Source organism: Streptomyces sp. NBC_01426 (genome assembly GCF_036231985.1).
Classification (GTDB): Bacteria; Actinomycetota; Actinomycetes; order Streptomycetales; family Streptomycetaceae; genus Streptomyces.
In genome coordinates this window covers 6,472,423-6,496,792 of sequence record NZ_CP109500.1, presented here as the reverse complement: position 1 = coordinate 6,496,792, position 24,370 = coordinate 6,472,423, and the positions used below count along the sequence as shown (strand labels likewise).

Genomic DNA, 24,370 nt, shown 5'->3' with positions numbered 1-24,370 from the left:
CCCCGCGGCACGTCGGGAAGATCCCCGCGCCGCCACCGGTTGGTGGAAGCGTGAACGAACTCAGGGAGCGGGAAGCGGCGGCGGTCGACGTGGTGGTCGTCGGCGCGGGGCAGGCGGGCCTGTCCGGCGCGTACCACCTGGCCCGCGCGGGCATCGACCACGTGGTCCTGGACCACGCGCCGCGACCGGGGGGTGCCTGGCAGTTCCGCTGGCCGTCCCTCACCTACGGCAAGGTGCACGGCATGCACGCGCTGCCCGGCATGGAGCTGACGGACGCGGACCCGCTGCGGCCCTCCTCCGAGGTCATCGGGGAGTACTTCGCGGCGTACGAGGAGCGCTTCGGAATACGCGTGCGCCGGCCCGTGGACGTGACCGCCGTACGCGAGGGGTCCGCCGGACGGCTGCTGGTGGAGTCCGGGGCGGGCAGTTGGGCGCCGCGGGCCCTGATCAACGCGACCGGCACCTGGGACCGGCCGTTCTGGCCCCGCTACCCGGGCCAGGAGACCTTCCGCGGTCGTCAGCTGCACACCGCGAACTATCCGGGGCCGCAGGAGTTCGCGGGGGCCCGGGTCGTCGTCGTGGGCGGCGGCACCTCGGCCGTACAACACCTCCTGGAGGTGTCGGAGGTGGCGGCGGAGACCACGTGGGTGACCCGCAGGCCGCCGGTGTTCCGCGACCGCGACTTCGGCGAGTCCGCCGGCCGGGCGGCGGTGGCGCTGGTGGAGGACCGGGTCAGGCGGGGCCTGCCGCCGCAGAGCGTGGTCAGTGTGACGGGCCTGGCACTGACCGACGCCGTCCGGGCGGGGCTCGACTCCGGGGTCCTGGACCGCCGCCCCGTGTTCGACGTGCTCACCCCGACCGGGGTGACGTGGGCGGACGGGCGACACGTGGACGCCGACGTGATCCTCTGGGCGACCGGCTTCCGGGCCGCCGTCGACCACCTGGCGCCGCTGCACCTGCGCGAGCCGGGCGGCGGGATCCGCGTCGAGGGCACCAGGGCGGTCCGCGACGAGCGGATCCACCTCGTCGGCTACGGGCCGTCGGCGTCGACCATCGGGGCGAACCGGGCCGGCGGCGCGGCGGTCCGCGAGATCCGCCGCCTCCTCACCCGCGACACCGCCGAAGCGGGCCGCGCCTGACCGGCCCCGCCGGCCACCGTTCCCCTGTCAGCGGCGATGCGGGCAGGTGAACTCGGCCTCCCCCGGCCTCCACCGACGTGCGGCGCCGAGGACACGCACGGACCACACGCTCAGCGCCACCGCCACGACGCCCGGCGACAACCGCAACCGTTCGAGCACGCGGGGATCAGGGCTCCTGGTGGCCGGGGGGTCCTGCCTCGGCGCGGGCGGCGCCCGCCTGCGCGCGCAGCCTGTTGAAGTCCGCCACGTGCTTCTTGTGCTCCTCGTACGTCGCCGAGAAGCGGGTGTCCCCCGGCTTCACCGTGACGAAGAACAGCCAGTCCCCGGGGGTCGGGGCGACGGCCGCCGCCATCGCCTCCAGTCCCGGGCTGTCGATCGGCGTGGGCGGCAGGCCCTGACGTTCGTACGTGTTGAAAGGGCTGTCGATCTTCGTCTCGCTCAGCTTGGTGTCCACCGTGTTGCGGTTCAGCGCGTAGTTGATGGTGGAGTCCATCTGGAGCGGCATCGATTTCGCCAGCCGATTGTGGACCACGCGCGCGACCTTGCCCATGTCGGCGCGCGTGTCGGCCTCCGCCTCGATGATGCTGGCGAGGGTGGCCGTCTGGTAGGGGGTCATCGCGTGGGACTTGGCGCCGTCCGTGACGGCTTTGGTGGCCAACTTCCCGTTCGCCGTGCGCACCATGTACGCGAGTACCGACGCCGGGGTGGACTTCGAGGTCACCGGGTACGTCGCCGGGAAGAGGTAGCCCTCCGGGTTGCCCTTCGCCTCCGGGGGAAGGGCCAGGCCGGCCGTGGCGACCGCCGACTTCGTGGATCCCGACGGGAGTTTGAGCGCGCTGTCCACGGCGGCGTAGACCTGTGGGGCCCGCCAGCCTTCGGGGATCAGCAACTGGCGTGGTTTCTCCGGCGCTTTCTCGCTCGGCAGCAGCGGAATCAGGACTGCGGCCCCGAGTCCGAGCAGCGTGCCGAAGAGGAGCGCCAGCCTGCCCCGGCGGGTGAGCCGGGGGTGGCGCTGTGGCGGCAGATCTTCATGACGCATGCGGGCACGTTAACCCGCGAACTGCGGCATTTCCGCCATCTCCTCCACATTCCGGTCATATGATCACACGTTTACCGGGGTCGGCACGGCATCGCCGAACGTCTCGCCCTTGGCCGCCTTGACGGTCTCACCCTTGGCCGTCTCGTTCACGGCCTTCTCGTTCACCGCACCCTCCGGCAACACCGCGGCGTCCCGGTCGCGCCGGACGAGCGCGGCGTACCGGCCGTCGGCCTGCAGCAGTTCCTCGTGCGTTCCGCGCTCGGCGATCCGACCGGCGTCCAGGACCACGATCTGGTCGGCGTCGCGAACGGTGGACAGGCGGTGGGCGATGGTGATGGTGGTGCGGCCCGCGGAGAGGTTGTCGATGGCTCGCTGCACCGCGTGCTCCGTACGGGTGTCGAGCGCGCTGGTCGCCTCGTCGAGGATCAGCACCGGCGGGTCACGCAGGATCGTGCGGGCGATGGCCAGGCGCTGCTTCTCGCCGCCCGAGAAGCGGTAGCCGCGTTCGCCGACCAGGGTGTCGTATCCGTCGGGCAGCGAATCGATGTGTTCGTGGATCTGGGCCGCGCGGGCCGCCTCGACGATCTCCTCGTCGGTGGCGTCCGGCTTGGCGAAGCGCAGGTTGTCGGCGACCGAGGCGTGGAAGAGGTAGGTCTCCTGGGAGACCACGCCTATGGACCGGGCCAGCGAGTCGAAGTCCAGGTCGCGTACGTCCACTCCGTCGAGGACGACCCGCCCGCCGGTCACGTCGTAGAGCCGGGGCACCAGGTAGCTCAGGGTGCTCTTGCCCGAACCGGTCGGACCGACCACCGCGAGGGAGCCGCCGGCCGGCACGGTGATGTCGATCGCCGACAGGGTGGGGCCGTTCTTGGCCTCGTACGCGAAGTGCACGTCCTCCAGCCGGACCTCGCCCTTGGCGCGCTCCAGTCGTACGGCGTCGGGGCGCTCGGTGATGTCCACCGGCAGGTCGAGGTACTCGAAGATCCGGGCGAACAGCGCGAGCGAGGTCTGGATCTGCACACCGGTCGACAGCAGGCTCACGGCGGGCCGGAACAGGCCCTGCTGAAGGGTGACGAAGGCGACGAGGGTACCGACGGACAGCGACGGGGAGCCGGTCTGCAGCGCGATGCCCGCCGCCCAGTAGATGAGCGCGGGCATGGCGGCCATGACGATGCCGATGGTGGACATCCGCCAGCGCCCGGCCATGCTGGAGCGCACTTCGAGGCCGACCAGCTTCTCGGACTCCTCCGAGAAGGAACGGGTCAACGAGTCGGCGCGCCCCATGGTCCGGCCGAGCAGGATGCCGCTGACCGAGAGCGATTCCGTGACCGTCGCCGCCATGGAGGCCATCTGCTTCTGCCGCTGCATCGTGATCCGCTTGCGCTCACGGCCCACCCGCCGGCTGATCCACACGAAGACGGGGAGCAGCAGGAGCGAGACGAGCGTCAGGCGCCAGTCCAGCGCGAGCATGGCCACGACCGAGGCGATCACGGCCGTCAGGTTCGAGACGAGGGAGGTGGCGGTGGAGGTGACGGTGGCCTGCATGCCGCCGATGTCGTTGGCGATGCGGGACTGCACCTCGCCGGTGCGGGTGCGGGTGAAGAAGGCCAACGGCATCCGCTGGAGCTGGGCGTACACGGCGGTGCGCAGGTCGTGCATGACGCGCTGGCCGACCGTGGTGGATATGAGGGTCTGGAGCACGCCGAAGACGCTGGTGACGACCGCGGTGAGGATCATGCCGAGCGCCAGCAGGCTCAGCAGTCCGGTCCGCCCCTGGGGGATCGCGACGTCGAGGATCTCCCTCAGCAGGAACGGCGAGGCGACGCCGACGAGGGAGGAGGCGCCGACGAGGGCGCCGACGACGGCGAGCCGACCGCGGTAGGGCCGGAAGAGGGAGACGATGCGGCGCAGCTCACGGGGCTGGTCCGCGGGGGCGGGTCGGTCGGGGTCGAGGGCTTCTTTCGATGGGGACCACTCGGGCTCTTTGGGGCGCATGGGCCTCCTTCTGACGAGACTCGCATGAGCATAGCTCATTGTTACCTATACTCACAATGAATCTGGTCCCTATACTCTTCCCATTATGAGGACCGCAGCATGAGCACCGCTCCCGAAGCCGACAGCACGGACAGCACGGACGGGGTACTCGCCGAGCAACTGCTCCGCCTGACCCGCCGGCTGCACCGCATCCAGAAGCGCCATCTCGAACCCCTCGGGATCACTCCCGCCCAGTCAAGGCTGCTGCGGCTGGTCTCGCATTACGACGGCACGGAACCGCCCCGCATGGCGGATCTGGCCGCACGCCTGGAAGTGGTCCCCCGCGCCGTCACCACGCTGGTCGACGGGCTGGAGGCGGCCGAGTGCGTGCGCCGCGCGCCCGACCCGGCGAACCGCCGGGTGATCCGGATCGAGCTGACCGACACCGGCCGCGCCACGCTCCGCCGGCTGCGCAACGCGCGAACCGACGCGGCAGAGGAGATCCTGGCTCCATTGACCGCCGAACAGCGCAGGGTGCTCGGTGGCCTGCTCAACGCTCTGGCGGACGCCCCGGCGGAGCCCGCCTGCTGAGATCGCCGCCGAGTCGAGGGGTCGCCGCCATGCCGCTGCTGGAGCCGAAGCCCGGGACCCTGCGACCGCGCGACGTCGGCGCCCCTTCGCCCGATCGGGTGTCGGACCATCGGGCGGGCGGGACCCCGGAGGCGCTGCGGGCCGACCTGTCGGAGCTGCTCGGCGCCGAGAAGGTGCTGTGGAAGGTCTCCGACCTGGTCCGGTACGCCTCGGACGCGTCCCCGTACCGGTTCGTGCCCCGGGTCGTGGTGGTCGCCGAGGACATCGACGACGTCTCCGCCGTGCTCTCGTACGCTCACGGCAAGCAGCGCGAGGTGGTCTTCCGCGCTGCCGGGACCTCGCTCAACGGGCAGGCCCAGGGCGAGGACATCCTGGTCGACGTGCGCCGCCACTGGTCCGGCGTCGAGGTGCTCGACGGCGGTCTGCGGGCGCGGATCCGGCCCGGCACCACCGTGCTGCGGGCCAATGCCGCACTCGCCCGCCACGGCCGGATCCTGGGACCCGACCCGGCGAGCGCCATCGCCTGCACCCTGGGCGGGGTCGTGGCGAACAACGCGTCCGGCATGACGGCGGGAACCACCCGGAACTCCTACCGCACCCTGTCCTCCCTCACCCTGGTGCTGCCCACCGGCACCGTCGTGGACACGGCCGACCCGCTCGCCGACGAGGAACTGGCGCGCGCCGAACCGAGCCTGTGCCGGGGGCTGATGGACATCAAGGGGGAGATCGAGGCGAACCCCGCCCTGGTCGCCCGGATCCGCGCCAAGCACGAGATCAAGAACACCACCGGCTACCGGCTCGACGCCTACCTCGACGGCACCACCCCCGTCGAGATCCTGCGCGGCCTGATGGTGGGGTCCGAGGGCACCCTCGGCTTCATCTCGGAGGTCGTCTTCGACACCCTCCCCCTGGACCGCGAGCTGACGAGCGCCCTGCTGTTCTTCCCGTCCCTGCCCGCCGCGGCCGCCGCCGTACCCCTGTTCAACGAGGCCGGGGCGATCGCCGTCGAGGTGATGGACGGCAACACCCTCCGGGCCTCGGTCAGTGTCGCGGGGGTGCCCGCGGACTGGGCCGACCTCCCGAAGGACACCACCGCCCTGCTGGTGGAGTTCCGCGCCCCGGACGAGGCGGGCCGGGTCGACTGCGAGCGGCGCGCGGCCGCGGTGCTCGCGCGGTTGGAACTGGTCGCCCCGGTCGCCTCGGTGACGAACGCCTTCACCCGCGACCCCGGCACCATCTCCGGGTACTGGAAGGCCCGCAAGGCCTTCGTCACCGCCGTCGGCGGGGCCCGCGCGCCCGGGACCACTCTGATCACCGAGGACTTCGCCGTCCCGCCGGGCCGGCTCGCCGAGGCCTGCGAGGCCCTCCTCGCCCTCCAGGCGGAACACGGCTTCGACGCCGCCGTGGCCGGTCACGCCGCGCACGGCAACCTGCACTTCCTGCTCGCGTTCGACGCCGCCCTCCCGGCGGACGTGGCACGGTACGCGGCCTTCATGGACGCGTTCTGCCGGCTGACCGTCGAGCGCTTCGACGGCTCGCTGAAGGCCGAGCACTCCACCGGCCGCAACATGGCCCCCTTCCTGGAACTGGAATGGGGCCCCGAGGCCACCGAACTGATGTGGCGCACCAAGCGGATCATCGACCCCGACCTGGTGCTGGCGCCGCGCGTCCTGCTCGACCGTGACCCGCGGGCCCACCTGCGCGGACTGAAGACCATTCCGCGGGTGGAGGCGGTGGCCGACCCGTGCATCGAGTGCGGCTTCTGCGAACCGACCTGTCCGAGCGAGGACGTGACGACCACGCCGCGGCAACGGATCGTGCTGCGCCGCGAGATGATGCGGCAGCCGCCCGGCTCGCCCGTGCTCGAAGGGCTGCTCGACGCCTACGGCTACGACGCCGTCGACACCTGCGCGGGCGATTCCACCTGCAAGCTCGCCTGCCCCGTCGGCATCGACACCGGCGCGCTGATGAAGGACTTCCGCCACCGACGGCACGGTCCGCGCGAGGAGCGCGTCGCCGAGCTGGCCGCCCGGCGGTTCCGTACGGTCGAGTCGGCCGCCCGACTGGCCGTGGCCGCCGCCGACACGATCTCGCAGCGGGGCGGTGACCGGTTCCTGCGGGCCGTGACGGGCGCCGCGCGCAAGGTGGTGAGCCCCGATCTGGTGCCGGAGTGGCTGCCGCGGCTCCCCGGCGCAGCGGCCCGCGCACGGCCCGACACCCTGCGGGTGGGGGCCGTCGCGGTGTACTACCCGGCCTGCGTCAACCGGATCTTCGGCGGCCCCGAGGGCGAGCCCGGGCCCTCCCTGCCCGAGGCCGTGGTGGCCCTGTCGGAGCGGGCCGGGCTGCCGGTGTGGATCCCCCGCGACGTGGCCGGCACCTGTTGCGCGACGATCTGGCACTCCAAGGGCTACGACGCCGGGAACCGGGTGATGGCCAACAGGATGGTGGAGTCGGCCTGGGGCTGGACCGCCGGCGGACGGCTGCCGCTGGTGGTCGACGCCTCCTCCTGCACCCTGGGCATCGCGCAGGAGGTGGTCCCCTACCTGACGGACGACAACCGGGCCCTGCACGCGGAACTGCGCGTCGTCGACTCCGTCGTCTGGGCGGCCGATGAGCTGCTGCCGCGCCTGGAGATCCTGCGCACCGTCGGCTCGGCGGTGTTGCACCCGACGTGCTCGATGGAGCATCTGGGTGACACGGACCGGCTCCGGGCCGTCGCCGAGGCCTGCGCCGACGAGGTGGTGGTCCCGGACGACGCGGGCTGCTGCGCCTTCGCCGGCGACCGGGGCATGCTGCACCCGGAGCTGACCGCGTCGGCCACGGCCCGCGAGGCGGCGGAGGTCACCGCGCGCGCCTTCGACGTCCACCTGTCGGCGAACCGGATGTGCGAGGTGGGGATGGATCAGGCCACCGGCCGCTCCTACCGTTCGGCCCTGCTCGAACTGGAGCGCGCCACGCGCCCCTGATCCCCACCCACGACCAGGGCGGACGCCCCGCACCGGGGCCGCGGTGCACGAAGCCGCGCTCCGTCGCCCGCGGAAAACCGATTGCCCCTGGGCGGTCCGGAAGACGAACCTTGTGTGGTTTGAACCACTCGACCAGTCATGGGGCGTCATGCAGATCAGCGATCTTCCGTATCCGGACCCAGGGGTACCCGACGCTCGCTCCGGCCCTCGCTTCCTCGTGTGGCTGGGCCGCAACCAACTCGGCGGACAGGCCAAAAGCCTGTGCTGGGGGCTGTTGCACCACATCGGCATCGCCGGGCTGCCCTTCGCGGTGGGGTTCGGCGTCGAGGCGGTCGTGGACCGCGACGGCCGACGGCTGCTGCTCGTCGGGGCGTTGATCGCGGTGCTCGGCATCGCGATCTCGCTCGGCGACGCGATGCTGCACCGGACGGCCGTCACCAACTGGATCACCGCCGCCGCCCGCGTGCAGCAGCTCCTCGCCCGCAAGACCGCGGAGTTGGGCTCCGCCCTGACCCGGCGGGTGGCGGCCGGCGAGGTCGTCGCGGTGTCCACCGGCGACGTCGAGAAGATCGGCTGGTTCGTCGAGGCGGTCTCGCGCTTCCTCGCCGCGGCCGTGGCGATCGTGCTCGTCTGCGTGGGCCTCGTCTGGTACGCGCCGTCCCTCGGCGTGGTCGTGGCCGTGGGCATGCCGCTGCTGGCCCTCTCCTCCCTGCCGCTGCTCCCCCGGGCCACCCGGCGCGCCGACGTCCAGCGCGAGAAGGCGGGCAAGGCGACCGAGCTGGCCTCGGACACCGTGGCGGGCCTGCGCGTCCTGCGCGGGATCGGCGGCGAGGAGCTCTTCCTCGGCCGCTACCGCGCCGCCTCCCAGGAGGTGCGCGAGGCCGCCGTGCGCAGTGCCCGGATGTGGGCGGTGATCTCGTCGATCCAGGTGTTCCTGCCGGGCCTGCTGATGATCACCGTGGTCTGGTACGGCTCCTCGCTCGTCCTGGACGGTCGGCTCGACGTCGGCGAACTCGTCGCGGTCTTCAGCGCGGTGTCCCTGCTGCTCTACCCCCTGCGGAGCGTGGAGGAGATCGCCATGGCGTACTCGTTCTCGCGTCCCTCCGCCAAACGGGCGGCACGGGTGCTGAAGCTGACCCGGACCGACGCGGACGAGCCCGAGGCGCGGACCGCTCCCGAGGCCCCGGCCCCGGGCGGGGACCTGTACGACCCGGAGACGGGTCTGTTGGTCCCGGCCGGGCAGTTCACCGCCGTCGTGTGCGGCGACCCGGACCTCGCGGGCCGGCTCGCGGAACGGCTCGGCGGCCATCCGACGGACGACGCCGCCGACGGGCCCCCGGTGCTGTTGGGCGGGGTCGCGTTGGACGAACTCGCGCTCGACACCGCCCGCACGCTGGTCCTCGTACAGGACAAGGACCCGGTGCTGCTGTCCGGGACCCTGCGCGAGCTGTTCGACGTACCGGCGTCCGGAGCGGTGACGCCCTCGGACGCGCTGGTGGCCGCCCAGTGCGCCGACGTGCTGGACGCGCTGCTCCAGTCGGCGCCCGACGGGGTCGAGGACGCCATGGACGCGCGGATCACCGAGCGCGGCCGTTCGCTGTCCGGGGGGCAGCGTCAACGGCTGGCCCTGGCCCGGTCCCTGGTCACCGACCCGGAGGTACTGGTGTTGGACGAGCCGACCTCGGCCGTCGACTCGCACACCGAGGCACGGATCGCGGAGGGCGTCGCGGCCCTGCGCGCGGGGCGCACCACGGTGGTCCTGGCCTCCTCTCCCCTGTTGCTGGACCGCGCCGACCGGGTGGTGCTCGTGCACGAGGGAACCGCCCTGCCGGCCGGCACGCACCGCGAACTGCTGCACGGCGAACCGCGCTACCGGGCCGTCGTCACCCGCGAGACCGAAGAGGAACAGCGGGCGGCGGGCCTGGAACTGGCGCGCGTCGCAGAATCACTCACAGAGATCGAGGAATCCGCATGATCGGCGTGGCGCCGCCGGACTACGATCCGGCAGCCCCCGAAACGGCCGCGACGCTGCCCGTGGGCACGTCCGCGACCGTTCGGGACTATGTGCGCGGCCTGTTCCGGCGCCACCGGCGGGCCTTCGTGCTCCTGGTGACGGTCAACGCGGTCGCGGTGGTCGCGTCCATGGTCGGCCCGTACCTGCTGGGTCGGGTCGTGGACGATCTCGCGGCCGGGGTCCGCGAGCTGCGCCTGGGCACCGTGGCCCTGCTGTTCGCGGGGGCCCTCGTCGTACAGACCCTCTTCGTGCGGCAGGTCCGGTTGCGCGGGGCGATGCTCGGCGAGGAGATGCTGGCCGACCTGCGCGAGGACTTCCTGGTGCGCTCCGTCGGTCTGCCGCCGGGCGTGCTGGAGCGGGCCGGTACCGGTGACCTGCTGTCGCGGATCACCACCGACATCGACCGTCTCGGCAACGCGATGCGCGAGGCCGTGCCGCAGCTGGCCATCGGCGTGGTGTGGGCGGGGCTGCTCTTCGGGGCGCTGGCCGTGACCGCGCCGCCGCTGGCGTTGGCGGCGTTGGTGGCGCTGCCGATCCTGGTGATGGGCTGCCGCTGGTACTTCCGGCGCGCCCCTTCGGCGTACCGGTCGGAGTCGGCCGGGTACGCGGCGGTCGCGGCGGCGCTCACCGAGACGGTGGACGCGGGCCGGACCATCGAGGCGCACCGTCTCGGGAACCGTCGGATCACGATGTCGGATCGCCGGATCAAGGAGTGGACGGCGTGGGAGCGGTACACGCTGTTCCTGCGGACGGTCCTCTTCCCCGTCATCAACGTGACCTACGTGACGATCCTCGGCTCCGTGCTGATGATCGGCGGCTACTGCGTGCTGCGGGGCTGGATGTCGGTCGGGCAGTTGACGACGGGCGCGCTGCTGGCCCAGATGATGGTCGACCCGATCGGCCTGATCCTGCGCTGGTACGACGAGTTGCAGGTGGCGCAGGTGTCGCTGGCCCGTCTGGTGGGCGTGCGCGAGATCGAGCCGGACGCCGGTGACTCGGCGGTGTCCCCGGAGGGCCGGGCCGTCCGGGCGGACGAGGTCCACTTCGGCTACCGCGAGGGCGTGGACGTCCTGCACCGGGTGTCGATGGCCGTGCCGCCGGGCACCCGCATGGCGCTGGTCGGCCCTTCGGGCGCCGGCAAGTCCACCCTGGGCCGGCTGCTCGCCGGCATCTACGCGCCACGAGCGGGGGAGGTCACCCTCGGTGGGGCGCGGCTGTCGCGGATGCCCGCCGAGCGGGTGCGCGAGCACGTGGCGCTGGTCAACCAGGAGCACCACGTGTTCGTGGGCTCGCTGCGGGACAACCTGCGGTTGGCGCGGACGGGCGCGGACGACGCCGAACTGTGGGCGGCGCTGGGCGCGGTGGACGCGGACGGCTGGGCCCGGGCCATGGAGTCCGGGCTGGACACCGAGGTGGGTTCGGGGGCGACGACGCTGACGCCCGCGCAGGCGCAGCAGATCGCGCTGGCCCGGCTGGTGTTGGCGGACCCGCACACCCTGGTGCTGGACGAGGCGACCTCGTTGCTGGACCCGCGTGCCGCCCGGCATCTGGAGCGTTCGCTGGCCCGGGTGTTGGACGGCCGTACGGTCATCGCGATCGCCCACCGGCTGCACACCGCGCACGACGCGGATGTGATCGCGGTGGTCGAGGAGGGCCGGATCAGCGAGCTCGGTTCGCACGACGAGCTGGTCGCGGCCGACGGCGCGTACGCCGCGCTGTGGCGCTCCTGGCACGGCTGACCCGTGCGTGCGCCGTCGCCGTGGCTCCGGAGTGGAACCACGGCGTACGTGGTGCGGGCCGGTCGGTCGACCCGCGACCGGCCGGCCCGAGCCGTGAGGGTGACGGGTCGGGCCGTGCAGGGTGGCGGGTCGAGCCGTGAGGGTGTCGGATCGGGCCGTGCAGGGTGGCGGCGGGTCGGGCCGTGCAGGATGTCGGATCGGGCCGTGAGGGTGGCGGGTCGGGCGTTACCGCGCCGGTGCGGGGGTCGGTGCCGGGCGTGTGGGTGTCGTGCGCAGCGGCGTCGCGCGTGTCGGTGCCGGTGTGGGGGTCGGTGCGTGGGCCTGCGTCGACGCGCAGGTCCAGACGACCGGGTGCATGACGTCCTCGGCGTCGACGGCGTACCCGCCGACCCGGTCGTCGTCGGAGACGGTGAAGGCTCCGCTGTGGCCCGTCTCCGCGAGGCGGGGCAGGGCGAGGGTGGGCCCGGCGCCCTTCCACGGGGTGGCCTGGTACGGCGGAGCGGTCTCGGGCGGGAAGGGGCCGACCATCGTCGAGTCCGAGGCGGTGCCGACGCTGACGCCGGTGGTCGGGCTGACGTCCTCGAAGGTGCCCTGGGTGCGCTCACCGAGGTTCGCGACCGTGGTCACCTCCGTGTACGGCGGCTTCCAGACGACGCCGCTGGAGACGATGATGCGCGAGAACTCGTAGGTGCCGGAGATCCGGCCCTGCTCGTCGATGTCCTGCGGCCGGTAGCTGCTGTAGGTGTCGCCCGGGTGGAACGGCTGGAGCTCCTGCGCGGGCGCGGCCTTGTCGGCCGCCCACACGAGTCCGGTCTCGTACCAGTACTCCGCGTCCATCACCCCGGTGCCGAGTCCCACGATCCGGCCGGCGTTGTTGATGCCGGTGTCCGTGCGGGGGCGGACTGAACAGAGCGATTCAGGGCGCCCGGCGCGTCGGTTCGGGCCGGTGTCGAAGGGGGACGCGGAGGTCAGATGAAGCCCAGGGCGGACGCGCCGCCGACTCCGCCGAGCAGCATGAACACGGGCATCAGCACCTTCAGCTCCACCCAGCTGCCGGCGCGGAACCGCATCATCTTCGGCGGGCCGATCGGGTACCAGCGCTTGCCGGCGATCGGGAGCGGCCACAGGATCGGGCAGCCGGAGACGGTCAGCGCGTCACCGATGTCGTGGACCAGGGCCCCGAGCAGGATCGGCAGGCCGAGCCAGAGGTACTCCTGGCCGGGTTCGGTGAACAGCCAGCCGGCGCCGTTGCCCGGCTGGTCGAGTACGCCGGCCAGGATCCAGGCGCTGGTGGCGCCCAGGAGCCACACCAGGACATCGCTGGACATCCGGGCCGCCCGCCAGAGCAGGCCTTCGACGGCCAGCACCAAGTGGACGAAGAGCAGCGCGAGCACGCCCCAGCGATCGGCGGTCACGGCGAGGACGGACGAGCCGCCGCCGATCAGGACCGCCCAGAGCCAGGTGTGGGTCAGCGTCCGGTGGCCGCCGGTGCGCCGGGCGTCGCGCGGGGCCCGGGTGGCCTTGTAGACGGCGTACGAGATCTTGTCGACCACCTCGCACAGGCCCTTGGAGAGGGGCCCGAAGGCGCGCGAGATCGTCGCCGACTTGTGGTCGAGGTCGGGCGCGAGCGCCGCGCCGGCGCAGATGAGCGCGCCGACGACGAGGACGGGCCAGGGCATCGGGTACCCGGCCGCCGCAGCCGCCGCGCCGACCCCCAGCCAGGCCGCCGCGCCGGACAGTGAGTGCGCCGGACCCATCATGGTTGTTTCCCCGCCCCGGTTCTGTGGTGGTCAGGGCCCGTTGACGGTTTCGTCCGGGCCGTGTGGACGGCACAGCGTACCGTCGATGATCTTCTTTCCTCCCGCCGGTTCCCTCATCCGGTCCGAAGCCAGGCAAGATGGGGTGTGTGACCCTCATTGATCAGCTCCCGCCGAACGCCGACCCCGATGCCCTCTTCGAGGCCTTCTCCTCGTGGGCGGAGGGCCAGGGCATCACCCTGTACCCGGCGCAGGAGGAGGCACTGATCGAGGTCGTCTCCGGGGCGAACGTGGTCCTCTCCACCCCTACCGGCTCCGGCAAGAGCCTGGTGGCGGCCGGCGCGCACTTCACCGCGCTGGCCCAGGACAAGGTCACCTTCTACACCGCGCCGATCAAGGCCCTGGTGTCGGAGAAGTTCTTCGACCTGTGCAAGCTCTTCGGCACCGAGAACGTCGGCATGCTGACGGGTGACGCCTCCGTGAACTCGGACGCCCCGGTCATCTGCTGCACCGCCGAGGTGCTGGCCTCCATCGCGCTGCGCGACGGCAAGTACGCCGACATCGGCCAGGTCGTCATGGACGAGTTCCACTTCTATGCCGAGCCGGACCGGGGCTGGGCCTGGCAGATCCCGCTGCTGGAGCTTCCGCAGGCACAGTTCGTCCTGATGTCGGCGACCCTCGGCGACATGAAGCGGTTCGAGGAGGACCTGACCCGGCGCACCGGCCGGCCCACCTCGGTGGTCCGCTCCGCGACCCGGCCCGTCCCGCTGTCGTACGAGTACGTCACCACGCCGATCACCGAAACCATCACCGAGTTGCTGGAGACCCGGCAGGCACCGGTGTACATCGTGCACTTCACCCAGGCCCAGGCGGTCGAGCGGGCGCAGTCGCTGATGAGCATCAACATGTGCACCCGCGAGGAGAAGGACAAGATCGCGGAGCTGATCGGGAACTTCCGTTTCACCACCAAGTTCGGCCAGAACCTCTCCCGCTACGTCCGCCACGGCATCGGCGTGCACCACGCGGGCATGCTGCCCAAGTACCGGCGTCTGGTGGAGAAGCTGGCGCAGGCGGGCCTGCTGAAGGTCATCTGCGGTACGGACACCCTCGGTGTCGGCGTCAACGTGCCCATCCGCACCGTGCTGTTCACCGCGCTCACGAAGTACGACGGCACCCGGGTCCGGACGTTGCGTGCCCGCGAGTTCCACCAGATCGCCGGCCGCGCCGGTCGGGCAGGCTTCGACACGGCGGGCTATGTGGTGGCGCAGGCGCCCGAGCACGTCATCGAGAACGAGAAGGCTCTCGCGAAGGCGGGCGACGACCCGAAGAAGCGCCGCAAGGTGGTCCGCAAGAAGGCCCCCGAGGGCTTCGTGGCCTGGTCGGACACCACGTTCGAGAAGTTGATCGCCGCCGACCCGGAGGCGCTGACCTCGCGCTTCAAGGTCACCAACATCATGCTGTTGTCGGTCATCGCCCGCCCGGGCGACGCGTTCAAGGCCATGCGGCACCTGCTGGAGGACAACCACGAGCCGCGCAAGGCGCAGCTGCGGCACATCCGCCGGGCCATCGCGATCTACCGCTCGCTGCTGGACGGCGGTGTCGTGGAGAAGCTCGACACCCCGGACGCCGAGGGCCGCACCATCCGGCTGACCGTCGATCTCCAGCAGGACTTCGCGCTGAACCAGCCGCTGTCCACCTTCGCGCTGGCCTCCTTCGACCTGCTGGACCCGGAGTCCCCTTCCTACGCGCTGGACATGGTCTCGGTCGTCGAGTCCACGCTGGACGACCCGCGCCAGATCCTGGCCGCCCAGCAGAACAAGGAACGCGGCATGGCCGTGGGCGCGATGAAGGCCGACGGGATCGAGTACGAGGAGCGGATGGAACGGCTCCAGGACGTCACCTATCCCAAGCCGCTCGAAGAGCTCCTCCTGCACGCCTACGACGTGTACAGCAAGAGCCACCCGTGGGTCCGCGACCACCCCGTGTCGCCGAAGTCGATCATCCGTGACATGTACGAGCGGGCGATGACCTTCACGGAGTTCACCTCCTACTACGAGCTGGCCCGTACCGAGGGCATCGTCCTGCGCTACCTGGCGAGCGCGTTCAAGGCCCTGGACCACACCATCCCGGACGACCTCAAGTCCGAGGACCTCCAGGACCTCATCGCCTGGCTGGGCGAGCTGGTCCGCCAGGTCGACTCCAGCCTGCTCGACGAGTGGGAGCAGCTGGCGAACCCCGAGGTGGAGACGGCGGAGCAGGCCCAGGAGAAGGCCGACCAGGTCAAGCCGGTGACCGCGAACGCCCGTGCCTTCCGGGTCCTGGTCCGCAACGCCATGTTCCGCCGCGTCGAGCTGGCGGCCCTGGACCACGTCAACGTGCTCGGCGAGCTGGACGGGGAGTCCGGCTGGGACGCCGACGCCTGGGGCGAGGCCCTGGACGGCTACTGGGACGAGTACGACGACCTGGGCACCGGCCCCGACGCGCGCGGCCCGAAGCTGCTGCAGATCGAGGAGGACGCGGAGCACGGCCTGTGGCGCGTCCGCCAGGCCTTCGCCGACCCCGCCGGTGACCATGGTTGGGGCATCAGCGCCGAGGTCGACCTCGCGGCCTCCGACGAGGAGGGCCGGGCGGTCATCCGGGTCACCGCGGTCGGTGAACTCGGCCTCTGATCCGTCCCCGCAGGCCGCCGGCGTCGCCGGGCCCGCCGATTCCGCCGGACACGACAGTGGAGAACCCCTGATGACGAACCCCGCCGAGAGACTGGTCGATCTGCTCGATCTGGAGCAGATCGAGGTCAACATCTTCCGGGGCGCGAGCCCCCAGGAATCCCTCCAGCGCGTCTTCGGCGGGCAGGTCGCCGGCCAGGCGCTGGTGGCCGCGGGCCGCACGACCGAGACGGACCGCCCGGTCCACTCGCTGCACGCGTACTTCCTGCGCCCCGGCATTCCCGGGGTGCCCATCGTGTACCAGGTGGAGCGGGTGCGCGACGGGCGTTCCTTCACGACGCGTCGTGTCACCGCGGTCCAGCAGGGCAAGACCATCTTCAATCTGACCGCCTCCTTCCATCATCCGGAGGAGGGCAGCATCGAGCACCAGCTGCCCCCTCGCCTCGACTTCCCGCACCCGGACACGCTTCCTACGGTCGCGGAGGAGATCCGCGAGCACCTGGGAGCCCTGCCCGAGGCCCTGGAGCGGATGGCCCGCCGCCAGCCCTTCGACATCCGCTACGTGGACCGGCTCCGCTGGACTCCCGAGGAGCTCAAGAACGCCGATCCGCGCAGCGCGGTGTGGATGCGGGCGGTCGGCCCGCTCGGCGACGATCCGCTCGTGCACACCTGCGCCCTCACCTACGCCAGTGACATGACCCTCCTCGACGCCGTGCGCATCCCGGTGGAGCCGCTGTGGGGCATGCGCGGCTTCGACATGGCCTCGTTGGACCACGCCATGTGGTTCCACCGGCCGTTCCGGGCCGACGAGTGGTTCCTGTACGACCAGGAGTCCCCCATCGCGCACGGTGGTCGGGGCCTGGCGCGCGGCCGCATCTACGACCTGGAGGGCAGGCTGCTGGTCTCCGTGGTCCAGGAGGGCCTCTTCCGCCCCTACGCCCCCAGGACGTCGCAGTCGCCCGACCCGTCCGCGCCGTCGTCCGCCCCGTCCACGAAGAGCTGAGCACGCCCATGTCCACCCCGGTCCTCCCCTGTCCCTGCGGGCTGTCCGCCACGTACCCGGAGTGCTGCGGCCGCTTCCACTCCGGTGACCGGCAGGCGCCCACGGCGGTGTTGCTGATGCGGTCGCGCTTCAGCGCCTTCGCGGTCGGCGACACCGCCTACCTGCTCCGTTCCTGGCACCCGTCCACCCGCCCGGACCGGCTCGAACTGGATCCCGGGCAGCGCTGGGAACGTCTGGAGATCCTCGCCACCGAACGCGGCGGCATGTTCGAGACACAGGGCGCGGTGGAGTTCCGGGCGCACTACCGCGAGGGCCGGCACGCCGGATCCCTGCACGAGCACAGTGGCTTCTCCCGCGAGGACGGGGCCTGGGTCTATGTCGGCCCCCTCTCCCCGGTGGACTTCGACTGACCCCGAGCGCCGGTCAGGGCGAAGTCCAGGCCGGCGCGGTACCACCGGATCTCGTCCGGCGGCCGGGCCCTCAGCAGCGACTCCGCCACGACGGCGGCCTCCGGGATCCGCGGGTGGCCGTAGGGCGGGGGCGGTGCCAGCGCCGCGAGCACGATGCGTTCGGCCGGATCGGGCACCGCCTCCCGCACCTCGTCCGTCGGAAGGACGGACGCGAGCACGGCGGCCCGCTCCCAGGGGTCGCCGATACGTCTCAGCAGTAACTCCACGTGTCGCTCACGCCAGGTGCGGGGGCGCAGGTCGCCTTTGGCCGCGATCAGCTCCCGGTCTTCCGGGGGCGCCGTCCCGCGCAACATGCTGGCGTCCCGGGCGGCGAACGCCCGCAGTTCGGCGGTCAGGTAGAGCCACACCACGGCGCGGTAGCGGTTGATCCGGTAGCCGATCGGGGTGATGTGCCCGCAGCGCGCGAGCCGGGTGAACCGGCTCGGCCCCACCCCGAGCACCTCGGCTCCGGCGTCGGCGCCTGCCACGGTCTCGACCCGCGCGCGCAGGGCTTCCGGGAAGCCCTCGGCCGCCGTCACCCGCTCCACCTCGGCCCGCGTGAAACGTGCGGCCCCGCTCGGCGCCCGGGGTCCGGCGCGCACCAGTCCCAGTTGCACGGCCCGGGCCAACTCGCCCCGTCCCAGGCCCAGCTCCCGCGCGGCCCGGACACCGCCGACCAGCGCCTCCGGCGACGCGCCCGCCGCCGGCCCGGCCGGTGCTCCCGGCCCCGATTCTTCCCGCGCGTCCGGTACGGCCACGGCGCGGTCCTGCGTTTCCGCCCTCATCACGGTCCTCCCCCACGAGTGGCGATCACTCTGTGTGAAGACCGTAACTCAGCGCGATGATGTGCGGCGAGGCCTGTGGACAACTCCCGCACATGGCCCCGAACTCCCGATCCGAGCACTGCGCCGGACCCGGTCCGGCTCCCCGTCCGAGTCTCGCTCCGGCCCCGGGTCGAGGCCCTCCGTCAGCCCCCGGTGATGCGTCGTTCCGCGACGCCCAGGTGCTCGCCCACCCGGTTCACCATCAGGGTCATCTCGTACGCGACCTGCACGATGTCCGCCTCGGCGGCGCTGAGCGCGCACAGGCAGCTGCCCGAGCCCGCCGCGACGACGAACAGGAACCCCTCGTCGAACTCGACCATCGTCTGGCGCACCTCGCCCGCCCGGAAGTGCCGTCCGGACCCCTTGGCCAGGCTCTGCAACCCGGCCGCGACGGCGGCGAGATGCTCCGCGTCCTCCCGGGCCAGGCCCGCGCTCGCGCCCGTCACCAGCCCGTCGTTCGACAGCACCACCGCGTGCCGGACCTGCGGGACCCTGCGTGTCAGGTCGTCCAGTAGCCAATCGAGCTGCTTGTCCAGTGCCATTTCCAGCCCCTCCCCGTCGACGCGGCCGACGTGGCCGCGTCCCACCCCGCTTGGTCGTGCCGCCAGCCTTCCCCACCAGCGGCTTTCCGGCAAGGAGGATGGACCCATGACGAAGAAGATGACCGAAGAGGAATGGCGGGCGTTCGTCTCGCATTCCACCCGTACCGGGAAGCTCTCCACCGTCCGCGCGGACGGGAGCCCGCACATCGCTCCCATCTGGTTCGTTCTCGATGGGGACACGTTCGTGTTCAACACCGGCCGCGACACCGTCAAGGGTCGGAATCTGGCCCGGGACGGCCGGGTCGCCCTCTGCGTGGACGACGACCGGCCGCCCTTCTCCTACGTCGTCCTCCAGGGCCGCGCCGAGCTGGTCGAGTACACCGGCCACGAGCGGGAGATGCTGACCTGGGCGACGAGGATCGGGGGTCGCTACATGGGCGAGGAGCGCGCCGAGGCCTTCGGCCGGCGCAACGCGGTCGACGGGGAACTCCTCGTCCGCGTCACCATCGACAAGGTGATCGCGATGGCCGACGTGGCGGCCTGACCCGGTGCTCGCCGGCGTCCGCACGCTGCGGACGTCGGTCACTCCGGCCCCGTCCGCGCACCCGAGCCCACCGACGCGAGCAGCCGGGCGGTGTGCATCCGCCCGGCATACTCGACCAGCCGGATCAGCACTTCCTTGCCGGAGTCCTTGTCCCGGGCGTCGCACAGCACCACGGGCGTGCCCTGTTCCAGATCAAGGGCCCGCGCCACCTCGTTCGAGGCGTAACGCCGCGCGCTCGTAAAGCAGTTGACGGCCACGACGAACGGGATCCGGCGGTGCTCGAAGTAGTCCACGGCCGGGAAGCAGTCCTCCAGCCTTCGCGTGTCGGCCAACACCACCGCGCCGAGGGCGCCTTGCGACAGCTCGTCCCACAGGAACCAGAACCGGTCCTGTCCCGGCGTGCCGAACAGGTACAGCGACAGGCCCGAGCGGATGGTGATGCGCCCGAAGTCCATGGCCACCGTCGTGGTGGTCTTCTGGTCGACGCCTCCGGTGTCGTCGACGAGTTGGCCCGCCTCGCTGAGCAGTTCCTCCGTGCGCAGTGGTCGGATCTCGCTGACCGCGCCCACCAGCGTGGTCTTGCCGACGCCGAAGCCGCCCGCCACGAGGATCTTCAGCGCGAGCGCCGCCGCTTCCTCGTCCTCGTCCTCGTCGACTTCCGGACCGGACCCGGTGGATCCGTTGTGGTGCAGTCCCATCACAGCGCTCGCAATCCTTCGATGACTTCACGCAGAATCCGCTCGTCGGGCAGGTGCGCGGGGGGTACCGGGCGGCTGACCTTGACGTGGCCTGCCTCCAGCAGGTCGCCCAGCAGCACCCGCACCACGCCCACGGGCAGGTCGGCGTCGGCGGCGAGTTCCGCCACCGATTGGGTCTCGTCGCGGCACAATCCGAGCAGCGCACGGTGTTCGGGGCCCCACAGGGACCCGGTCGCCTCGGCGCCGCCCTCGGGGTCCACCACGACGACCAGGGCGATCAAGTCGAAGCGGACGCCGTGCGGTCCCGGTCTGGTGCGTCCGCCGGTCATGGCGTAGGGCCGCACGAGCGGCCCCGCCTCGGTGTCGAACCACTGGCCGTTCACCGGTCTGAGCGCCGCGCTCACCCTGCGGCCGGCGGGTGGGCCGCGAACCGCGAGGGGGCGTACAGGTGCTCGCCGACCCGCTTGACCAGCCGGGCCATCTCGTAGGCGATGAGCCCGATGTCGGCGCCGCCGGCGCTGAGGACGGCCAGGCAGGAGCCTTCTCCCGCGGCGGCGACGAAGAGGAATCCGTCGTCCATCTCGACCATCGTCTGGCGCACGCCCCCGGCGCGGAAGTGCCGGCCCGCGCCCTTGGCCAGGCTGTGGAAGCCGGAGGCCACGGCGGCCAGGTGCTCGGCGTCCTCCCGGCTGAGCCGGCTGGAGGATCCCACCGCCAGGCCGTCGCCGGACAGGATCACCGCGTGCCGGACCTCGCGGACGCGGGTCACGAGGTCGTCCAGGAGCCAGTCCGACTCGCCGGCCCCGCGGGTTCCGTCGCGCCCGATCCGCTGGTGTTCGATCATCACACTTCTCCTTCGCTGCCTGCGTGGGGGGAGTTCTCGCCGGCGCCCCGGGCCCAGCCGGCCCGGTAGGCGGCCATTCGGTCCCGGGCCTGCTCTGGGCTGCGGTCCGGCGGTCCGCCCGACGGGCCCGCTTCCGCCGGGTCCTCGGGCTCGGGGACCTCGCGCAGTTGCGGGACCAGGCTGGCCTGGCGGACCCTGCGCGGCAGTTCGGTCACCGAGGCCGCGCCCGCCGGCGCCGCGGCGGGTACCTGGGTACGGGTCGCCGGGGCGCCGGGGCCGCGCGGCCGCAGCGGCGCGACCGCGGCGGGCCGCGGTTCCCCGGGCTCGCCCGCGGGGTCCGGATCGGGGGTGTCCCGCTCGGGGTCCGCCGCGGCACCGGACGCGGCCGGTGTCTCGGCCTCGTCCCGTACGACGCCGGCGCGGGCGCGCTCCCGGACGGGTCCGGCGGAGGCCCCCTCGTGGGAGGCGCCGGCGCGGGAGGACTCGCGTACGGGAACGGCTCCCACGGCGACCGGGGAGGGCGCCGTCGCCTCGGCGGGCTCGTCCGCGACCGCCGTGATGGCGCCCTGGAGCAGGAAGTTCGGCAGCAGGACCACGGCGGTGGTGCCTCCGTACGGTGACGGGCGCAGGTGGACCCGCACCCCCTGTCGGGCAGCGAGCCGGCTGACCACGAACAGTCCGAGGCGGTCGCTGTCGAACAGGTCGAGCGCCTCGGACTGCTCGATCCGGCGGTTGGCGTCGTAGAGCGCCTCGCGGCCCATGCCGAGCCCGCGGTCCTCCACCTCCAGGACGTAACCGGCGCCCACCGGCTCGCCGCTGACCCGGACCTTGGTGTGCGGCGGGGAGAACTGGGTTGCGTTCTCGACGAGTTCGGCCAGCAGGTGGGTGAGGTCGGCCACCGCGCCGCCGACCACGGCCGCCTCGGCGAGCCCGCGGACCTCGACGCGCGGGTAGTCCTCGATCTCGGAGACGGCGGCGCGTACGACATTGGTCAGGGGGATCGGCATGCGCCACGCGCGACCCGGGGCGGCTCCCGACAGGATGATCAGGCTTTCCGCGTGTCGACGCATCCGCGTGGTCAGGTGGTCGAGGCGGAAGAGGTCGTCGAGTTCGCCCGGGTCGTCCGAGCGGCGTTCCATGGAGTCGAGCAGGGTCAACTGCCTGTGCACCAGGACCTGACTGCGGCGGGCGAGGTTCACGAAGACACCGCTCACCCCGCCGGCGAGTTCGGCGCGCTCGACGGCGGCGCTCAGTGCGGCCCGGTGCACGGTGGAGAGGGCCTCCCCCACCTGGGTGATCTCGTCCTCGGCGGGCGGCCCGGCCGAGGTCTCGGCCTCGATGTCGATGTCCTGACCGGCCCGCAGTCGCTCCATGGCGTACGGGAGCTTGCGACGCGCGATCTCCAGGGCGGTGTTGCGCAACGAGACCAGTTCCACCACCAGTGCGCGGCCGATCCGCACGGAGATCACCAGGGAGGCGACGACGGCGGCCAGGCCGAGGACGACGGCCGCGCCGGCTCCGCTGAGCGCCACGCGGGCGAACGGGTCGGCGCGATCGGTGACTTCGGCGCGTGCGGCGACCTCGGTCTCCCTGATCGAGGCACTGACACCGCTGTGGGCGGCGTCCCACCCGGCGGGCTTGGCGGCGCCGGAACCGGCGCCGGGTCCCGTACCCGCCGTGAGCGCCCGGTCCTCCGCCGCGATGAGCTCGGCGTGCGTGGCGCTCTTGGACACGGACTCCCACGCGGTTCGCTCCGCGCTCGGCAGGTCCCGGGCCGCGTCCGCGAGCAGCGCACGGCGGGTTTCGACGACGCCGGTCAGCCGACGGAGCGCTTCGGCGTTGCGCGGCCCCGGCACGGCGAGCAACGCGTCCTCCCTCGACAGCAGTTCCCCGGCTTCGGCGAACTCCAGCAGGACCCGGGCGTCCGGGCCGAGTTCGGCGTCCTGCGCACCGGACAGGGCCCCGCCGACGGCGAGCGCGGCGTCGGCGACGCGGGTGTACGTCTCGTAGGCGGCGTCGGCGGTCGTCCGCCGGCCGATGACGTCCTTGCGCGCGGAGCCGAGTCCCTCGGCGGCGGCCACGAACGCGCCGAGCCGGACGACGACGTCGGTGCGGTAGTCACCGGAGTCGGCGACGGTGTTCCGGTCGCCGAGCCGCAGCCGGCGCACGGCGTCGTCGGTGCGCCGGGTCTGCTGTTCGAGGGCGGCGGCCGGCTCGCCGGTACCGGGGTCGGCCAGGAAGCGCACCGCGGCCCGCCGTTCGGCCTGCACCTCGGCGAGCGCGGCGGAGACGGGGGTGCCGATCTCCCGCTCGACCCGTTGGACCCGGCCGAGTCGGGCGAGGTCCTGGGCGGTGCTGACCGTGGCGAAGGCCCAGAGCGCGAGCAGCGAGACCACCGGGACCATCAACAGGGAGACGATCTTGGCCCGGACGGTGCGGGGGCGCAGCCGGATCCGGGGTCTCTCCCGGGAGCCGGCCGCGGTGACGGGGTGCGGGGGCGTTCTCTCCTCGGGCTCCTCGGCGGGTGGCCCCGCGTGCGCCCGGCGGCCGCGCGCCGGGGGCCCGGGCGGCCCCGGCGCCACTGCTTCCGGTTTCTTGCGGGGTGTACGCATGGGCTCCTCGTTCCGGGCGGTACGGGCTGGGGGGGCGGTGGGGACGCGCGGGCCGGGGGCTCAGTGCGCGGGCACGGCGCTCTCCCCGAGTTTCCGGACGGCTGCCGACGCCGCCCGTTCGTCCGCGGTCGGGGACAGTGCCACGAAGGCGGCGGTGATGAAGAGGTAGGAGCCGAGCCCGACGGCGAGCGGGAAGATGAACTGCATCGCCGTGGCGCCGGGCAAGGCCACGTCCGAGGGTGCGACGCGCACCGCGACGGCGGCCATCCCCGTGTAGTGCATGCTGCTGACCGCGGCGCCCATGACGAGCGAGGCGCCGGCCACGGCCATCGGCGACGTGATGTTGAGCGCGGCCCACAGCGCGACGGTGGCGGCGATGACGGCGACGACGACCGACAAGCCGACGACGAGCGGATCGTAGGAGACCTCACCGTGCAGCCGCAGGGCCGCCATCCCGAGGTAGTGCATGCTCGCGACGCCGAGGCCGGTGGTGAATCCACCGATGACCAGCGACCGGCGGCGGTTCCTGCCGTACCCGACGGCGAACACACCGGCCCCGACGACCAACACGGCCACCAGGAGACTGAGGATGGTCAGAGGGACGTCGTAGTGGATCTCGGTGCCGGTGACGTCGAAGCCGAGCATCGCGACGAAGTGCATCGTCCAGATGCCGGTGCCGAGGGCGGATGCCGCGGTGAGGAGCCAGTTGCGGCGGGCGGAGCCGGTCGCGGCGAGCGCACGGACGGTGCAGCGCAGGCCGAGGGCGGCGCCGATCGATGCCATCACGTATGACAGCGCGGGTGTCAGCCAGCCGTAGGCGGCGTGGTCCAGGTGTCCCATGGCCACCGGACGCTAGTCCGGGTGAGGGCACGAACAAGGTGTGCATTTCGAAAGCCGCTGTAACTGCTGAAATATGACAGAGCTACGTTCGCGTTCGATCACACCGCGTACCACCTTGCACACGCACCG

The 24,370-nt window shown here is 72.3% G+C and carries 20 protein-coding genes; 9 read left to right on the top strand and 11 right to left on the bottom strand.

Annotation, left to right across the window (positions count from 1 at the left end; translation table 11 throughout):
* Nucleotides 1–50 precede the first annotated feature (50 nt).
* A complete protein-coding gene (locus OG906_RS29060; RefSeq protein WP_329446985.1) occupies nucleotides 51–1,139 on the top strand; it encodes an FAD-dependent oxidoreductase in 1,089 nt (362 codons plus the stop codon).
* A gap of 166 nt (nucleotides 1,140–1,305) precedes the next feature.
* Here the strand turns inward: OG906_RS29060 and mltG are convergent, their stop codons facing one another.
* Nucleotides 1,306–2,178, bottom strand: coding sequence for an endolytic transglycosylase MltG (gene mltG, locus OG906_RS29055; protein WP_329446984.1), 873 nt, complete (start codon nucleotides 2,176–2,178; stop codon nucleotides 1,306–1,308).
* 63 nt (nucleotides 2,179–2,241) lie between these two features.
* Nucleotides 2,242–4,173, bottom strand: coding sequence for an ABC transporter ATP-binding protein (locus OG906_RS29050; RefSeq protein ID WP_329446982.1), 1,932 nt, complete (start codon nucleotides 4,171–4,173; stop codon nucleotides 2,242–2,244).
* Nucleotides 4,174–4,272: 99 nt separating this feature from the next.
* On the opposite strand from OG906_RS29050, the gene OG906_RS29045 reads away from it, so the two are divergent.
* From OG906_RS29045 to OG906_RS29030, 4 genes are all read left to right on the top strand, one after another.
* Nucleotides 4,273–4,743, top strand: coding sequence for a MarR family winged helix-turn-helix transcriptional regulator (locus OG906_RS29045; RefSeq protein ID WP_267801048.1), 471 nt, complete (start codon nucleotides 4,273–4,275; stop codon nucleotides 4,741–4,743).
* Between the two features lie 29 nt (nucleotides 4,744–4,772).
* Nucleotides 4,773–7,709, top strand: a complete 2,937-nt coding sequence (locus OG906_RS29040; RefSeq protein ID WP_329446980.1) for an FAD-binding and (Fe-S)-binding domain-containing protein — start codon at nucleotides 4,773–4,775, stop codon at nucleotides 7,707–7,709.
* A gap of 148 nt (nucleotides 7,710–7,857) precedes the next feature.
* The gene (locus tag OG906_RS29035; protein ID WP_329446979.1) at nucleotides 7,858–9,684 is read left to right on the top strand and encodes an ABC transporter ATP-binding protein; all 1,827 of its coding nucleotides are present in this window, start codon (nucleotides 7,858–7,860) and stop codon (nucleotides 9,682–9,684) included.
* Nucleotides 9,681–11,462, top strand: a complete 1,782-nt coding sequence (locus tag OG906_RS29030; RefSeq protein ID WP_329446977.1) for an ABC transporter ATP-binding protein — start codon at nucleotides 9,681–9,683, stop codon at nucleotides 11,460–11,462. The genes OG906_RS29035 and OG906_RS29030 overlap by 4 nt, the downstream gene beginning before the upstream one ends.
* A 225-nt stretch (nucleotides 11,463–11,687) precedes the next feature.
* On the opposite strand, the gene OG906_RS29025 is transcribed toward OG906_RS29030, so the two are convergent.
* Nucleotides 11,688–12,320, bottom strand: a complete 633-nt coding sequence (locus tag OG906_RS29025; protein WP_329446975.1) for a hypothetical protein — start codon at nucleotides 12,318–12,320, stop codon at nucleotides 11,688–11,690.
* Nucleotides 12,321–12,430: 110 nt separating this feature from the next.
* Nucleotides 12,431–13,222 carry a metal-dependent hydrolase gene (locus tag OG906_RS29020; protein ID WP_329446974.1) on the bottom strand — a complete coding sequence of 264 codons (792 nt, stop codon included), beginning with the start codon at nucleotides 13,220–13,222 and terminating at the stop codon, nucleotides 12,431–12,433.
* A 146-nt stretch (nucleotides 13,223–13,368) separates the two neighbouring features.
* Here OG906_RS29020 and OG906_RS29015 point away from each other — a divergent pair, with 146 nt between their 5' ends.
* The 3 genes from OG906_RS29015 to OG906_RS29005 all read left to right on the top strand — a co-directional run bounded on the left by OG906_RS29015 (nucleotide 13,369) and on the right by OG906_RS29005 (nucleotide 17,298).
* A complete protein-coding gene (locus OG906_RS29015; protein WP_329446972.1) occupies nucleotides 13,369–15,888 on the top strand; it encodes a DEAD/DEAH box helicase in 2,520 nt (839 codons plus the stop codon).
* Nucleotides 15,889–15,958: 70 nt separating this feature from the next.
* A complete protein-coding gene (locus OG906_RS29010; RefSeq protein WP_329446970.1) occupies nucleotides 15,959–16,888 on the top strand; it encodes an acyl-CoA thioesterase in 930 nt (309 codons plus the stop codon).
* 8 nt (nucleotides 16,889–16,896) lie between these two features.
* Nucleotides 16,897–17,298 (top strand): YchJ family protein, encoded by a 402-nt coding sequence (locus tag OG906_RS29005; protein ID WP_329446968.1) that lies wholly within the window; start codon nucleotides 16,897–16,899, stop codon nucleotides 17,296–17,298.
* Here the strand turns inward: OG906_RS29005 and OG906_RS29000 are convergent.
* Nucleotides 17,262–18,122, bottom strand: a complete 861-nt coding sequence (locus OG906_RS29000; protein ID WP_329446966.1) for a DUF6397 family protein — start codon at nucleotides 18,120–18,122, stop codon at nucleotides 17,262–17,264. The genes OG906_RS29005 and OG906_RS29000 overlap by 37 nt on opposite strands.
* Nucleotides 18,123–18,304: 182 nt before the next feature.
* Nucleotides 18,305–18,703, bottom strand: coding sequence for a roadblock/LC7 domain-containing protein (locus OG906_RS28995; RefSeq protein ID WP_053683454.1), 399 nt, complete (start codon nucleotides 18,701–18,703; stop codon nucleotides 18,305–18,307).
* 106 nt (nucleotides 18,704–18,809) lie between these two features.
* Between OG906_RS28995 and OG906_RS28990 the strand changes: the two genes are divergently transcribed.
* Nucleotides 18,810–19,247, top strand: a complete 438-nt coding sequence (locus OG906_RS28990) for a PPOX class F420-dependent oxidoreductase (RefSeq protein WP_267801038.1) — start codon at nucleotides 18,810–18,812, stop codon at nucleotides 19,245–19,247.
* A 38-nt stretch (nucleotides 19,248–19,285) separates the two neighbouring features.
* Here the strand turns inward: OG906_RS28990 and OG906_RS28985 are convergent, their stop codons facing one another.
* Genes OG906_RS28985 through OG906_RS28965 form a run of 5 tightly spaced genes read right to left on the bottom strand, consistent with a single transcriptional unit; the run spans nucleotide 19,286 to nucleotide 24,241 of the window.
* Nucleotides 19,286–19,945, bottom strand: coding sequence for a GTP-binding protein (locus OG906_RS28985; protein ID WP_329446961.1), 660 nt, complete (start codon nucleotides 19,943–19,945; stop codon nucleotides 19,286–19,288).
* Nucleotides 19,945–20,349 (bottom strand): DUF742 domain-containing protein, encoded by a 405-nt coding sequence (locus OG906_RS28980; protein ID WP_392894253.1) that lies wholly within the window; start codon nucleotides 20,347–20,349, stop codon nucleotides 19,945–19,947. Before OG906_RS28980 ends, OG906_RS28985 begins: the two co-directional genes overlap by 1 nt.
* Entirely contained in the window at nucleotides 20,346–20,789 is a 444-nt protein-coding gene (locus OG906_RS28975; protein ID WP_329446960.1) for a roadblock/LC7 domain-containing protein, read from the bottom strand. The genes OG906_RS28980 and OG906_RS28975 overlap by 4 nt, the downstream gene beginning before the upstream one ends.
* Nucleotides 20,789–23,401 (bottom strand): sensor histidine kinase, encoded by a 2,613-nt coding sequence (locus OG906_RS28970; protein ID WP_329446958.1) that lies wholly within the window; start codon nucleotides 23,399–23,401, stop codon nucleotides 20,789–20,791. Before OG906_RS28970 ends, OG906_RS28975 begins: the two co-directional genes overlap by 1 nt.
* Before the next feature lie 60 nt (nucleotides 23,402–23,461).
* Nucleotides 23,462–24,241: an MHYT domain-containing protein gene (locus tag OG906_RS28965; RefSeq protein ID WP_329446956.1), complete on the bottom strand. Its 780-nt coding sequence runs from the start codon at nucleotides 24,239–24,241 to the stop codon at nucleotides 23,462–23,464.
* Nucleotides 24,242–24,370 lie beyond the last annotated feature (129 nt).

What these genes read in the sequence shown, in the direction of transcription:
- mltG (WP_329446984.1), bottom strand. Translation starts at nt 2,178, where the DNA reads ATGCGTCATGAAGATCTGCCGCCACAGCGCCACCCCCGGCTCACCCGC.
- OG906_RS29050 (WP_329446982.1), bottom strand. Translation starts at nt 4,173, where the DNA reads ATGCGCCCCAAAGAGCCCGAGTGGTCCCCATCGAAAGAAGCCCTCGAC.
- OG906_RS29045 (WP_267801048.1), top strand. Translation starts at nt 4,273, where the DNA reads ATGAGCACCGCTCCCGAAGCCGACAGCACGGACAGCACGGACGGGGTA.
- OG906_RS29040 (WP_329446980.1), top strand. Translation starts at nt 4,773, where the DNA reads ATGCCGCTGCTGGAGCCGAAGCCCGGGACCCTGCGACCGCGCGACGTC.
- OG906_RS29035 (WP_329446979.1), top strand. Translation starts at nt 7,858, where the DNA reads ATGCAGATCAGCGATCTTCCGTATCCGGACCCAGGGGTACCCGACGCT.
- OG906_RS29030 (WP_329446977.1), top strand. Translation starts at nt 9,681, where the DNA reads ATGATCGGCGTGGCGCCGCCGGACTACGATCCGGCAGCCCCCGAAACG.
- OG906_RS29020 (WP_329446974.1), bottom strand. Translation starts at nt 13,222, where the DNA reads ATGATGGGTCCGGCGCACTCACTGTCCGGCGCGGCGGCCTGGCTGGGG.
- OG906_RS29010 (WP_329446970.1), top strand. Translation starts at nt 15,959, where the DNA reads ATGACGAACCCCGCCGAGAGACTGGTCGATCTGCTCGATCTGGAGCAG.
- OG906_RS29005 (WP_329446968.1), top strand. Translation starts at nt 16,897, where the DNA reads ATGTCCACCCCGGTCCTCCCCTGTCCCTGCGGGCTGTCCGCCACGTAC.
- OG906_RS29000 (WP_329446966.1), bottom strand. Translation starts at nt 18,122, where the DNA reads ATGAGGGCGGAAACGCAGGACCGCGCCGTGGCCGTACCGGACGCGCGG.
- OG906_RS28995 (WP_053683454.1), bottom strand. Translation starts at nt 18,703, where the DNA reads ATGGCACTGGACAAGCAGCTCGATTGGCTACTGGACGACCTGACACGC.
- OG906_RS28990 (WP_267801038.1), top strand. Translation starts at nt 18,810, where the DNA reads ATGACGAAGAAGATGACCGAAGAGGAATGGCGGGCGTTCGTCTCGCAT.
- OG906_RS28985 (WP_329446961.1), bottom strand. Translation starts at nt 19,945, where the DNA reads ATGGGACTGCACCACAACGGATCCACCGGGTCCGGTCCGGAAGTCGAC.
- OG906_RS28975 (WP_329446960.1), bottom strand. Translation starts at nt 20,789, where the DNA reads ATGATCGAACACCAGCGGATCGGGCGCGACGGAACCCGCGGGGCCGGC.
- OG906_RS28970 (WP_329446958.1), bottom strand. Translation starts at nt 23,401, where the DNA reads ATGCGTACACCCCGCAAGAAACCGGAAGCAGTGGCGCCGGGGCCGCCC.
- OG906_RS28965 (WP_329446956.1), bottom strand. Translation starts at nt 24,241, where the DNA reads ATGGGACACCTGGACCACGCCGCCTACGGCTGGCTGACACCCGCGCTG.